5 protein-coding genes and 1 pseudogene are annotated in these 14656 nt (G+C 47.9%); 1 reads left to right on the top strand and 5 read right to left on the bottom strand.

Annotated features, from left to right (window positions below; all coding sequences use genetic code 11):
• Nucleotides 1–4509 (top strand): CHAT domain-containing protein (locus V6C93_RS36740; RefSeq protein ID WP_333481641.1); only part of this gene is annotated, 4509 nt, incomplete at its 5' end.
• Nucleotides 4510–4521: 12 nt separating this feature from the next.
• Here the strand turns inward: V6C93_RS36740 and V6C93_RS36735 are convergent.
• The 5 genes and pseudogenes from V6C93_RS36735 to V6C93_RS36715 all read right to left on the bottom strand — a co-directional run.
• Nucleotides 4522–5901 carry a pentapeptide repeat-containing protein gene (locus tag V6C93_RS36735; protein ID WP_333481640.1) on the bottom strand — a complete coding sequence of 460 codons (1380 nt, stop codon included), beginning with the start codon at nucleotides 5899–5901 and terminating at the stop codon, nucleotides 4522–4524.
• Nucleotides 5902–6422: 521 nt separating this feature from the next.
• A complete protein-coding gene (locus tag V6C93_RS36730) occupies nucleotides 6423–9350 on the bottom strand; it encodes a glycerol-3-phosphate acyltransferase (protein WP_333481639.1) in 2928 nt (975 codons plus the stop codon).
• A gap of 333 nt (nucleotides 9351–9683) precedes the next feature.
• Nucleotides 9684–10766 carry a photosystem II q(b) protein gene (psbA, locus tag V6C93_RS36725; RefSeq protein WP_333481638.1) on the bottom strand — a complete coding sequence of 361 codons (1083 nt, stop codon included), beginning with the start codon at nucleotides 10764–10766 and terminating at the stop codon, nucleotides 9684–9686.
• Nucleotides 10767–11119: 353 nt separating this feature from the next.
• Nucleotides 11120–12715 (bottom strand): MBOAT family protein, encoded by a 1596-nt coding sequence (locus V6C93_RS36720; protein WP_333481637.1) that lies wholly within the window; start codon nucleotides 12713–12715, stop codon nucleotides 11120–11122.
• 157 nt (nucleotides 12716–12872) lie between these two features.
• Nucleotides 12873–14656 (bottom strand): annotated as a pseudogene (locus V6C93_RS36715) (DUF1574 domain-containing protein); the annotation flags it as partial.

The raw sequence follows: 14656 nt of genomic DNA, 5'->3' as shown, positions 1-14656 counted from the left end.
TTATATTTAATGAACCCTGCCGGGATTGTATTTGGCGCAGGAGCAAGTCTGAATGTTCCGGCTTCGTTTACGGCGACGACGGCGACGGGGATTGGTTTTGGTTCTCCCCCCTTTACAAGGTGGTTCAATGCTGTTGGTACTAATAACTACCAGAGTTTAATCGGCACTCCGACTACGTTTGCTTTTGATAATGCACGACCGGGAAGTATTGTCAATGCAGGCAATCTAGCAGTGGGAGAAGGGCAGAGTTTAACGTTACTCGGTGGTAGTGTTGTCAATACCGGGAAACTGACGGCACCGGGAGGAATGATTACCCTTACAGCTGTGCCTGGTCAAAATTTGGTGAGGATTAGTCAAGCGGGACATTTGTTGAGTTTGGAGATTGCGCCGCCAAGGGATAATTTTGGGCAGCAGTTAGCGATAACGCCGCAGGATTTGCCGACGCTGCTGACTGGCACAGATGGGAAGGTGGAAACGGGGTTGAGTGTTTCCTCAACACAACAGGTGCAGCTAAAGAGTTCTGGGATAACGATACCAACTGAAGCAGGAACTGCCATTACTTCCGGTAATCTCGATGTTTCCCTTGTAGAGGCGCAAGGCGTTGCGCCCTCATCTCACATTGGGGGTGAGGTGAATGTGTTGGGCGCTAAAGTCGGACTGTTTGGTGCCAACATCAACGCTTCTGGCAGCAACGGCGGCGGTATGGTGCGAATTGGTGGAGATTATCAGGGTAAGGGTACAATTCCCAATGCTTTACGCACCTTTGTCAGCAGTGATTCAGTGATTAATGCGGATGCCCTAAATCAGGGTAACGGGGGACGGGTATTTGTCTGGGCGGATGAGGCAACTCGCTTCTATGGGACAGTTACGGCGCAGGGTGGGTTGCCAAGTGGTAATGGTGGCTTTGCCGAAGTGTCGAGTAAGGGGTTCCTTGATTATGCTGGCGTAGCTAACTTATCGGCTGTTCAGGGTCAATTTGGGAGTTTGCTATTAGACCCAACTAACATCGAAATCGTAGCCGCAGGTGGTAATGCAACATTAAATGATGTCAATAATTTTAACGCTCCTGACCTCCCTGACGGCACCCGATTAGATGCCAACGTTCTCAATAATGCAACTGGCAACGTCATCCTGCAAGCTACCAATGACATTACCTTTAATGCGCCTATTAATATTGCTCAACGAGGAGTTGGCATTACAGCCGAAGCTAACAACGACATTTTCGTGAATCAGAGCATTACTACTAATGGAGGTGCTGTCAGCTTAAATGCTGATAGTGATAATAGCGGTGCAGGAAGAGTTTTAATCAATCAGAATGCGCCCATCTCGACATTGGGTGGGAATATTACCATTAAGGGCAATGGTAATACCAATAACGGTATCACAGCATTCAGTCTGCTCGACTCAGAAGGCGGGAATATCACCCTCACTGGGACTGCCACGGGGACTGGTGATTTTATTCGGGGCATAGATATTGAAGGCGGTATCACCTCAAATGGAGGGGATATCACTTTAACTGGGACTAGTACTGGGCAGGGTAATGGCACACAATCAGAAGGCATTGTTACCTTCATTGCGCCGATCAACTCAGGAGTTGGAAAAATCACCTTCACCGGAAGTAGTACCAACGGCGCGGGCATAGGGATTCATAACCAAATCATCTCGAATACGGGAGAAATCAAGTTTATTGTGACAGATGCTGGCTTACAAGGCATCCTTATTGCCAATGATGCCCTAGAGATCGATTCGGGAGGCGGGAATATTAGCTTCACAGGAACTAGCAACAACAGTGTTAGCATTATTACCCAAAAGCCGATCAACTCCAGGGGGGGGGATATTACCTTCGATGGAGCTAGCATCAATACCAGTGAAGGGACACTTAACGCTAGCTCTGCAATTGGCAATGGAGGAGCGATCGCTCTTAATGCCACTGGCAATATTACTACAGCGAATATCGACTCTAGTGGCACGCTGAATGCTGGGCCAATCTCCTTAATCAGCCAAGGGGGTGCGATCACTACCACTGCTGGTATTTTGAATGCTTTGGGGGGTAACAATGGCGGCAATATCACCATCCAAGCCCCTGGTGACATTAGAGTAGGACAAATCGGTCTCCTCAATAGTGGCTTCAACCAAAATAGCGGGAGTCTCAGCATCACCAGTACTGGGGGGAATATCACCAGCACCAGTCCGCTAATTATGACTTCTGCCCTTGGCAATGGCGGCAATATTACCCTCAATGCTGCTACTGGCAACATTAGTGTTGCTGCGATGGATGCCTTTTCTTTGCAAAGTAAAGGAGGTTCAATTACCCTCAGCGCTGGTAATAACAGCACTATTACACTCAGTGGAGATATAAGAACGAACGAAAACAGCGTTACCTTCAACCGTCCGGTGAATCTAGCGGGGAATGCCTTCGTCAACATTTCCGGTACCGGCAACATTATCTTTAAAAATACGGTTGATGGCACTTACAACCTAGACCTCAACCCTGGCAGTGGTATTGTTCAATTCAATGGTTTTGTGGGTAGCTTGACACCTCTCAATAATTTGAGCGTCGCGGGCAATATTACTACTATTAATCCAGCAGAGATAAACATCAAGACAGTTAATAACATCCAAACAGGAAACATTTCCTCACCAGGCGGGATGGCACTCTCTAGCAGCAGCAGAGACATTACTACTGGCATTCTCAATTCCTCGTCATTGGGTGATGCTGGCAATATTAAGCTTGATGCTCGTGGCAATATTACCGTTAACCAAATTGATGCTCAAAACCTCGGTAATGGCAGGGGAGGAAATGTTGATATTACAGCTAACAAATTCTTCCGATCCACTGGCTCTTTCAATGACCGAAATGGCGTAAATGCTAGTATTTCCACCTCTGGAGGAGCAGACGGTGGCACCATCACTATCCGTCATGGGGGTGGAGGCGTAACCCCCTTTATTGTGGGGAATGCCGAAACAAACGGAACCCAAGGAGCGATTACCAGAGGGAATACAGCAACGGAACAGACCATTTCGCCAACTCAATCCTATCCCTACACTCACAAACAGGATAGCGATCGCATACAAATCATATCCATTCCTCCTATAGCCCCACTCCCAACAGATTCCAATCCCATCCTGCCCGAGGCGATACACCTTCCAGAGCGAAGCGGAAACCCCTTAAAGGATTTAGCCTTTTGGATTGGAGATCGTCTCAACACTGAAACCCTGATTGAGCAAGACCCTAGAACCGGAACTTACAATTTTACATGGCACCTTTATGACCAAACAAATTTATCGCTTAATGTTAACAGTCCCCTAGGTGTTGGTCAGATTGATAAGCTCTTTGAGAAGGAATACGAGAAGTACTTTCGAGAAAATCTTACCAATGAAGTCGTTACGGTTGAAACTATTCGAGATACCCTCAAGACGATTCATAGTCAAACTCAAACAAGTCCTGTCGTTATCTATGCGCGATCGCTCCCCGACTCCTTGGAACTGATATTAGTCCCTCCCGAAGGCATCCCTATTTACAAAATCGTCCCACAAGCTAATGCCACTGCCCTCAAGAAAACCTTAGCCGAGTTCCGCCAAACTATATCCGATCGCGATCGCCCCACAGCTTACCTCGCCCCTGCCCAACAACTCTATCAGTGGATGATTGCCCCCCTCAAATCCGACTTGGAAAAACTCAACATCGACACTCTGATCTTTTGCATGGATGCGGGATTGCGTACCGTTCCAATGGCAGCACTGCACGACGGCAAGCAATTTCTTGTGGAAAAATACAGCATCGGCTCTATCCCCAGCGTCAGCCTCACCAATACCCGCTACAATCCCGTCAAAGATGTCCAAGTCCTGGCGATGGGAGCTTCAAAATTTTCACCTCCTCTGAAACCCTTACCTGCCGTACCAGTTGAATTGAACGCAATTACCGAACAGGTATGGCGAGGAAAATCCTTCCTCAACGAAGGCTTCACCCTGAATAATCTCAAATCCCAACGTCAGCAGTATAAAATCATCCACCTAGCAACCCACGCCGACTTCAAACCGGGAGACGCCAGTAAATCTTACATTCAACTATGGGACACCCAACTCAAAATCAATCAACTCCACCAGCTAGGATGGTATGAGCCGCCCCAAGTCGAGCTATTAGTTTTAAGTGCCTGTAAGACAGCAGTAGGCGATATTGACGCTGAGTTAGGGTTTGCCGGACTAGCTGTACAAGCCGGAGTCAAATCTGCCCTCGCCAGTCTGTGGTACGTCAGTGATGGTGGCACCTTGGCGCTGATGAGCGCATTTTACCACCAACTGAGCCAACCCGACGTAAACATTAAAGCCCTTGCCTTGCGACGTGCCCAAATTGCCATGTTGCGGGGAGAGACGCGTGTGGAAAACGGTAAACTGCATGTACCTGGGTTACACGAACCCATCCCTCTCCCTCCTGAACTCGCGGAGAATCAAGATTTTTCCCATCCTTATTATTGGGCAGCTTTTACAATGATTGGTAGCCCGTGGTAATACCTATTCATTTTATTCCTGATAGCCTTCTAAAGCCGCAAGTAGGACATTCACTAAAGGATGATCGATTAACTCTTTCAGAGCGTCAATACTTACACCTTTCAATGCTTCCACAACTCTCATTTTTAGATTGGGATTACTCTCAATGTGTTTGATGACCTCTGTGACCACTATCTGCTTTTCCAGAGGCGTATTGGTGGGATAAGTCTGCTCTAGTTGTTGAAGTAACCTCTGAATCTTTGCCGCTGCGTCTGATACCGCTCGCCGATCTATCAGTTGTCTCGCTTCAACATTAATCATTCTACCAGCCATTGCCTTAACAATTTCTATCATCTCAGAACTTTGATGACGATAGGTGGCTATCTCCTCATAGGTAGCTTGGATTTGATATCGATATATCTTGTCTATAGCTTTTAGTTGATACTCATATTCTTGCTTGAGGTAATACTCGATTTGTGATTTATCAATTTGATTTGGAAGACTTAATCGAATAACTAAACCTCCATCAGTCTTATTTTCAATAGATTGAATAAAAAACTCCGATACTTCAGTTTTATCTTGAACTTTTTGGAAAGATGAGAGAAATGCTTGCCAATCAATACCGTTACAAAAAATTAGTTCAACGGTTTCTAATGCCTGTTGAAACAACTTTGTGAATGCTCCCGGCGCAAAATTTCCCTGAATGGGACGACGTTCTCGTTGATCAGCTTGTAGATAGACATAGTCACAAATTACCTCTTCTAGATTTGTCGAACTGTTCGTATGCCAATCTTGCAAGCAAGCTCCCGTGAATATAGCTTTGTAGAAGTTGGTATGCAGCGCTTTAGCTTTGTGTAGGTTTGCCCCACTCAGGTTGGCTCCAATCAAGTTGGCATCAATCAAGTTCGCACCTTTAAGGTAGGCTCCCCGGAGGTAGGCTCCACTAAGGTTAGCCCCAATCAGTTTAGCTCCACTGAGGTTTGCGCCACTTAGTTTGGCTCCAATTAGTTTTGCCCCAACCAGATCTGCGCCACTGAGGTTGGCTTTGGTGAGATCTGCGCCACTCAGGTATGCCTTGTTGAGATTCGCTCCAATCAGGTTTGCCCCAATTAAGTCAGCACTACTGAGGTCAGCACTCGTGAGGTCGGCACCAATTAAATCGGCCTCACTTAAATAAGCCTCACTGAGGTTTGCCTCATTGAGTTTTGCCCCGATTAGATCGGCCTTGCTCAGATCTGCCCTGCTCAGGTTGGTTCGACTCAGGTCTACACCACTGAGTTTTGCGCCTCGAATGGTAATCCTTTTGCCATTGGCAAAACTGAGATTGGGTCTGATTTCGGGGTTGTTGGCTTTCCATTCATTCCAAGCTTCAACCCCTTGCCGGAGCACAGCGAGATGTTCCTCATTTGCCATTGACGGCAAGCCTGTCAGCTTGATTCGTTTACTGTAGCGTTAACCTAGCACTCTATCTGCCGACAACAGGAGCGATCGCCTTGGCGGTCTAATTACAAAATTAGTCCAGCTAATTTTACCTGCTCCTTCCTCGGCAATACCTAAAACCCCCTTATGACAAAGGTTTTAAGCAATTACCCTAAATTTTAAAGTATCTCTACCAAAAAAAAAGGATGAAGTGTCAAACAGTGAGCAGTGAGCAGTGAACAGTGACCAACAGGCTAAATAGTTTAGTGTTTATGGGCTTAGGGCGAATGTCACTAACTTAAGGGAAAAGTGAGCGTTTCTTAGAAAACCCAGATTGGGGGGTTTGGGGGAAACCCCCCACTGGGGGACGGAGTGCCTACCTAGAGACCCCCTGCACAAGGGTTGGTTGGTGAGCTATGAGAGTTCTTAAGTCAGTGACATTCGGCTTAGGGCAGATTGGTAAGCTGGTTATTTATTTCTGGTGCGCTGCACTAGTGACCAGGAACCTTCAGTCTTTAGAGAATTTCGACAATGCCCTGTTGACCATCAATTCGCACCCGCTGACCATCGCGTAACACTTGAGTGGCGTTGTGAATATCCATCACCGCTGGAATGCCATACTCACGCGCCACGATCGCACCGTGGGAAAGTCGCCCCCCCACTTCGGCGATCAGACCCCCTGCTCGCGCCAACAGAGGTGCCCAACCCGAATCTGTGTAAGGTACAACAAGAATGGTTTGTTGGTCAATATCGGAAGCGGCTTGTAAATTATGCAGCACCTTCACCCACCCCTCGACTTGCCCTGAACTGGCACCAATACCTTGCAGTCGTTGTTGAGAAGGGGAGGAATTTGTGGCAAGGGGAGCAGGGGGTGAATTGCCGTAGAACAGGGAGGGGACGGTGGTCAGTTGCTGATGCTGTTCGAGTTGCGATCGCTTCATCTGCAAAACTGCACGAATAAGTTCTGTGTGTTTGGGGTCATCACTGGCAGCCCATTGGCGAATTTCTGGCAATTCCAAAAAGAAAATATCTCCAGGACTCTCCAGCAACCCCGATCGCAGCCAGACTGACTCTAGCGCTACAAAGCACCAGCGCAGATCAGCCAACAGTTTAGAGTAGACTTCTGTGACTCGGCCTTTGAGATTTAAACGAGCCTGAACTAGCTGAGCTTGCCAACGCTGCGATTGAATCGGTTGAGAACACGGCAGAGGATTTGAGAGTAACTGAGCAAACAGCTGCCGAACCGGTCGGGGGTCTTCTTTCCAGGTGGGAACAGCAATATCAGTGCCTACTTCGCTGAGGTAGCCGTAGTCTTCCAGAAACTGATCAAACTGTTCCAAAAGGCTACGACCATCAGGGATTTCCGCTAAGGCCGCAAACAGGGAGGCCGCGCTATCCTCTACATTAGTCGATCGCCGCAACAAGGGACGGGCATCTTCTGCCAATCGAGCCAGCGATCGCAAACTTGCCACCTCTGGTGTCTGGCTATTATCTAGTTCTTCATCCTTAACCCGCAGAACTGCCTGTCTGAAGGAGGCACTCAGGGGCACGAGAATACTGTAGTAAGTCACCCGTTTCAACCTCTGCAAAATCAGGTCTACTCGTTCTAGGAGTTCCGATGGAGATAACTCAGAGGCTGGCTGAAGTTGTAATTGCTCCAAGGTAGGAGTAAAAAACTGTTGATCATCGGATTCAAAATCCTTATCTAAACTCCATTCCCGACTCAGCAAGCGCAGTAATCCTGGCAGGTTCCCCAGAGTGGAACGTAAAGGTGGCTTGGAGAATTTCGCCCCTCTCGTCAAAAATTCCAGACTTTCCGGCGGCAACCCCATGCGCCGAAAAATCTGCCCTAATAAGGTGGCATTGAAGTAGGCGCGGGAGTAATGCAGCGTTGCCGTTTCATTGAAATCAAGTCCCTGTGCTCGATCGCCTAAAACCACCGTAAAAATTTCTCCCCAAACGCCACAAGTCAGGGGTCGATTGATTGACCAGGTCAGGGGTCGAATGAGTCCTGGAATCACCTCTGCGGCAATTTTGCGTGTCCAGATCGGTTGCAGGGTGGTAATCGGTCGCGATTGTAGTATCCACAATTCCTGACCGTCATAACTCCACTCAATATCTTGGGGTATGCCGTGATAACGAGCCTCCAACTCCCGCGCGACAATCGCCACTTGCTCAATTAAGCTCAGGGGTAGATCACCACTGCCTTCAATTTGAGCCGAAGGTTTGGCTGTTTCACAGGATGCGTCTTGTGAGAGATAGACTCGATACTGCTCTGGGGTGACTCGACCGGAGACAGTGCGTGTGGCATTTCCTGGCAACCCCTCAATAATTACGGCATCACCTTGTTGGGAGATGGGGTCGCGACTGAAGGCAACGCCGGAAAAAGCTCCCTGGATTTGTTGTTGAATGAGTACTGCCATTGATTGGTCTGGCAGTTCCCGTAACTTGGAGCCATTGATTTTAGCGAAATCGCGCCGATACTGGATAGCCATTGGGTCATGGTAGGACGCCAAGACTTGAGTGATGGCCTCTTGTAAGGCGGGTCTACTGCTAACGTTCAAAATGCTTTGATATTGTCCTGCGGCGGAGGAAAGTTCTGAGTCTTCTCCAATGGCTGAAGAACGCACGACCAAGGGTTCGGAGTCGGAAACGGGAAGGTATTTAATCAGAGGTTCTGGGTCATCACCGGGGGGGAGTACCCAACCCGGAGGGACTGAGTAACCCCAACGTTTTAGCTGGGATAGGGTTGCAGCTTTTTGCCCGACTTTTTGGTCTTCTAGTTCTTGGTCGAGGGAAATGATGGCGCGATTGCCTTGAAAAAAACGAAACATAGGTTCAGATTCTGCCTTGCTTTCCCCTGGGGGTAAGTCTAAATCATCAGGAATTTTTTGATAAATCCAAACGACTAATCCACTTAACGCCATTGCTGCAACGACTCGCGCCAGATCCTGAGGCTCTAACAAAGCCAAGATGAAGGGAAATAAGATTAAGACGCCAATGCGTCCAGTGGTGCGATTACGAAAAATCGTAAAGCTAATTCCCCCAATCACAAAGACGAGTAGTGCCGCTCTCCAGTCATGAGCCACAACGCCCCAAACTACATTAGTCGTCCCTGCGCCTTTGCCCATCCAGTAACGACCCATGACCAGCATAATCAGAGCAATCAGCTCCCACGCCGCTTGCGTAGGCTGATTCCAAAAGAAATAACGCGCCAGTAAAACGGCAGCAATGCCCTTTGCCGCCTCGGATAACACGGCTAGGATACCTACCCAGCGTCCCTCGTGGTAGAAAGCGGCTGAAACGGAGACATTGCCTGTACCAATGCGTGCGAGTTGACGCCCCGTCAATGCATAAGTAATCCAGGCAATCAGGGGAAGACCACCCAGCAGAGGGCAGACTATGAAAATGAGTAAAGCACCCCAAACCTGCATTAGCGTCATGGGACTTGTCAAAGCACTGAAATTTCTTTCATCCTACAACTGCTAGTTAAAGAAGTTGGGGAGATTGGGGGGTTAGGGCCTGTTCTCTGATGCTAGCTGGCTATAGCTTCTATATATTGACAAAATGCATAAAATGTGAAACAAGCGGTGCGATCGCGCAGCAGGACGCGGTACCATCTATTAGGTATATCGATAACAAAGAATTTATCGTCGTACTGTTTCGCTGCAAACACCGAACAGATGCATATAGAAAGTGATATGGCTTCTTTTGCACAACAACAAAAAAGCGCCCCCTGAAAAGAGAGCGCTTTTGATTTAGCTAGAATCTAGTTCTTAGCCATTAATAACTGGAGCTTGGAGAGCAACGGGAGTAGTCTCACCAGAAGCTAAGTCCAGAGGGAAGTTGTGAGCATTACGCTCGTGCATTACTTCAAAGCCCAAGTTAGCGCGGTTGAGTACATCCGCCCATGTGTTAACGACACGTCCTTGGGAATCCAGAATGGATTGGTTGAAGTTGAACCCGTTCAGGTTGAAGGCCATTGTGCTGATGCCCAAGGCGGTGAACCAGATGCAAACGACTGGCCAAGCACCTAAGAAGAAGTGCAGAGAGCGGCTGTTGTTAAAGCTGGCATATTGGAAGATGAGACGACCGAAGTAGCCGTGAGCTGCAACGATGTTGTAGGTCTCTTCTTCTTGACCAAACTTGTAGCCATAGTTCTGAGACTCATTCTCGGTAGTCTCGCGCACTAAGCTGGAGGTCACCAAGCTACCGTGCATCGCGCTGAACAGAGAACCGCCGAACACGCCAGCCACACCGAGCATATGGAAGGGGTGCATCAGGATGTTGTGTTCAGCTTGGAACACAAACATGAAGTTGAAGGTTCCGCTGATACCCAGAGGCATACCATCGGAGAAGCTACCTTGACCAATTGGGTAGATCAGTAAGACGGACGTAGCAGCAGCTACAGGAGCGCTGTAAGCTACGCAGATCCAAGGACGCATACCTAAGCGGTAGCTCAGTTCCCACTGACGACCCATCCAGCAGAAGATGCCGATCAGGAAGTGGAATACAACCAGCTGGTAAGGACCACCGTTGTAGAGCCACTCATCCAGAGAAGCTGCTTCCCAAATGGGGTAAAAGTGCAAGCCAATGGCATTAGAAGAAGGAACAACAGCGCCAGAGATGATGTTGTTGCCAAACAGCAGAGAACCCGCAACAGGCTCACGGATACCATCGATGTCCACAGGGGGAGCAGCGATGAAGGCAATGATGAAGCAGGTGGTCGCCGTTAACAGGGTAGGAATCATCAGGACACCGAACCAACCCACATAGATACGGTTGTTGGTGTTGGTGACCCAATCGCAAAAGCGATCCCACAGATTGCCGCTCTCGCGACGCTGTAAGGTGGTTGTCATGGTTTGAATGATTACTAGTGAAGTTTTTTATTAAGTAAGGCAAACAATTTTTGCCTTATATGTCGATACATCTTATTGAGATGAATGGAGAATTTCTACTGTTTTTTATATTTGTTCATATATATTTAAAATACTATATTAAGTTATTTTAAAATAGGTGTCTATTTCGTTAGGAAACTGATGGATCTAACGGTCATTAGCGGACTAAACACTAGGAGTAGCGGTAGCACACGTCTCCTACACACTACCTGTAGAGACAGCCCAGAATAAGCATCAGTACTAATGCCAGCTGAGGGCGAGCAGCCCGAAGGGTAATTGTAAACCCAATAGCGCCCAAAATCGCCTCTAAAGCGCTAAAAGTCGAAGTAAATATAAGGCTGTAGGCCAGTGTTAGGAGCCAACACCCAAACGGTAAACAGACATAGGGGCACTAAGACTAGTTTCAAAGGCCAGTTGAGTTGTAACTTCAACCCTCGTTGGATAACAAAAACCAGACCCATTGACGCAAATAATGTTGCTAAAAGTAAAGCAATCTGAAAGCGCTCTAAACCCAGCGCCTCAATGTAAACCTTTTGGGCAAATTGGATATCAGCTGAGTGACCCCAAAGGTTCTGTAAGACTAAGCCTGCATCTTTGAGATTGGGTAAGCGGAAAAAAATCCAGGACGTGAATACCATTGACTGGGTCAATAACCAGGCCACTACTACACCTAAGCCACTTTCCCACCAACGTTTTGCCCCCTCAGAACTATCAGCGATCGCTTGAGTCCAGCGGTGAGCCACCAAGGCAAGACCATGCAATCCACCCCAGACAATAAAACCCCAAGCGGCTCCATGCCAGATACCCGTAATCAGCATCACAATCAGCAGATTGAAGCAGGTTCGAGCCAGACCTTTACGCGACCCCCCCAAAGGAAAATAAAGATAATTGCGTATCCAATCCCCCAATGTAATGTGCCAGCGCCGCCAGAAATCGGCAATACTGGTGCTGAAGTAGGGAAAATCAAAGTTTTCTGGAAGATTAAAGCCCATCAGAATCGCACTACCACGGGCAATATCTACATAGCCACTGAAGTCAAGATACAGTTGTAGACCATAGGCAACGACAGCCAGCCATAAATCACCACTCCCTGCTCGCTGCAAGTTGCCAAAGCACAAATTGACAAGAATACCCAATTGGTCTGCCAAAAGTGCCTTTTTAAAAGCGCCACAGGCAATCAGCCACAATCCTTCTGTTAACACAGAAGCACTCGGAAAATTTAAGGTCTTCAGCCCCGCAGCAAACTGATGATAGCGAGTGATCGGACCAGAAATCAGCTTGGGAAAAAACAATTTATAGGCGGAAAACTGTAGAAGCTTATCGGTTGCTGGTGCGCCCCGATACACATCAATTAGATAGGCAATGCACTCAAAGGTAAAGAACGAAAGACCTAGGGGAGCTATTAAGTGAGTGTCCAGCCAGCTAGCACTCTCTTGAACAACCGATAAGCCTAGAAGTGTTGCCAAGTTGGTCAAAAAGAAAGGAAGGTACTTGAAACTGAGTAAACCGAGCACATTTAAGAAAATACCCAGCCACAGAAGCTTGAATCGTCGGTGATTCCAAGCCTTTTGCGCCCGTTGCCAAGCGGCATTAGAAAGACGCTGATTCGTGGCATGTGACCCTGGTGTCGTATTGGTGCCAAGAGCCTTTCCCAGAGAAAAGTTGATGTAGGTAATTACTAGAAGTAAAGGGATGTATTGGATTTGCAGGGAGGCATAAAAAATTAGACTAACGATGAGTAACGCCCAGAGTTGCCGAGATAGCTTTTTTGAGCGTTCTAAGACCACTGCTTTAGAGAAGCTAGCGGTAGCGACACTCTTAAGTTCAGCGGCTGACGTTCTTCCTAAAAACCAGTAAATTCCCAGGAACCCCAGCAGGAAAAGGCCGTACAGAATCGAGATAAATGTCATTTTTGTTGGAATTGGGAAAAAGAGTTGAAAGTTGGCAAGTTGACAAGTTGACAAGTTAAAAGTTGGCAAGTTGAAAGTTGGCAAGTTGAAAGTTAAAAATTCTAACCTTCTAGCCTTCAACCTTCTAACCTTCTAACCTTCACCTTCAACCCAGTCCCTATTTCCTAGATTCCTTAGTAGGCCAGGGAATCATGGGGTCTTGAGCCAGATAGTTGGATACTTTGTAAGCACCATAGCGATTCAGGTGACTAGGGTCGGAAAAGAAATCTGGTTTGGTGAGCAACTTTAACCGACTTAAGTCTCGGAATATCAGTCCCTTTTCCCTAGCCCAAGAGTACATATACTGCTGAAACTTCGCTTCGTATTCAGTACGGGCTGGATCTAAGTAATCTCTGGTGAGGGGAAGGTTAACAAAAACAATCCCAATATTATTAGCTCGTGCAAATTGTAGAAGCGAGGCTAGAGCTGTATCTTGTTCTCCATAAAGTTGAAAGGATTGATAATCACCGTCATAATCCCCGGCCACTCTGGGATGGTTCTTGTAATAAGTAGCTGGATTAAAGCGAACGGATAGAGGGAGGAATCCATCAAAGTCAATTGACTCCTCCAAAGGTGATAATTTTTGGAGCTTTTGGTCGGTTTCAGTTGGGGAAACCTTCGTGTGTTTGAGAAGACCGACAATTTGTTCACATAATAGGGATTTCAGTTTATCTCGCTGGGGATAAGTGGAGGAGATATGACCGAGAGACTGATTTAACCACTCACTGATGGATTGATAACTCAAACCAAAAGCAGCTAAGGGTTGAGCTGAGTTTTGTTCTTCAGGATTGTTGGGTTGTGCTGTGTTTCCAGCGCGACGAGCAGCGCTCTGACGCCGCGCTACGCTATCACGATCGCCTCCAGTGACCGTGGGAAAGGTTCCTGCTTGGAGATGCTGGTAGCCTTCAGAGGTGGCGATCGCTCTATAGGTAGCATCCTCCCGACCACTATTAAACGCCCGTGCACCATCTGCCCAAATAATCAATTGGGGAAGTTGCTCTGGCGTTAAGAGGCGGCGGATGATTAAGTCTACGATCTGAGCAGTGGCTCCGTTGATCGCAAAGTTAAATACCTCTAGATTCGGATGACCCTGAGCGGCTAAGGCATCTTGAAGAGCGATCGGATCAACTCCTCGTAACGCTCTAGAACTGCCGATAATCAGGATATCCGGAGGCCCGCTTTGGAGCAGTCGCTGTTGGTAAAGAGCCAGCTTGTCATCTAACAGTCGGTTGTTGAAGGAGGGATTCGCTGAGGCGCTACGCGCTGCTGCTAAATTGGCAGCTTGGGCTGCCTTGGTTTTCTCCTGCGTCAAGGAGTTATCTGCTTCATGAATGATGACGCTCGTCTTTCCATCTCTGGTAAACCCTGAAGCATTGAAGCCCTTTGTCCTCTGCTTTTCGCTTTTTTGCAATGATATTTGGGGGAGAGAGACGGCAGTGGATGGCTCCCTAGTGGCTGAAGCCACAGGAGGCTTCGTTGGCATTCGCAGTCTTTGAGCCATCAGCCAATCTGCTTGTACGGTTAGCAATAATCCCAGCAGACCCCACACAACCGCCACTCGGAACCCTTGAAACGATGCGAAATTTTTAGCGCTGGCGCTTTGAGGCACAAGGGTTGACTCTTGATTGTCTTCACCCAGGACAAATAAATGGGTAGCACACAAGCCACGTTGGAGGAGGCGAACAGTGGATTGAACCGTTCGCTGTAGGCCATCTTGAACGTCTTCTCGGGTTAAATCGGGACGGAGAACGGGTTCCTCTGTGGGAGCCACCAGTTCATTCACATAGGCATCTGAGGCCGCAAATTCTGGGGTGGCTTCTGGAACTAGGCGCTGTCGCCCAACGAAATCAACGCCATAGTTCCACGCAGGGGAGGTAGAACCAGCGCGGCGTCCATAGATCC

It is taken from the genome of Allocoleopsis sp. (assembly GCF_036703385.1).
In the GTDB taxonomy this organism is placed as follows: Bacteria; Cyanobacteriota; Cyanobacteriia; order Cyanobacteriales; family Coleofasciculaceae; genus Allocoleopsis.
Note: the sequence above shows the minus strand (reverse complement) of the source record. Positions and strands in the feature narration are given on the sequence as shown.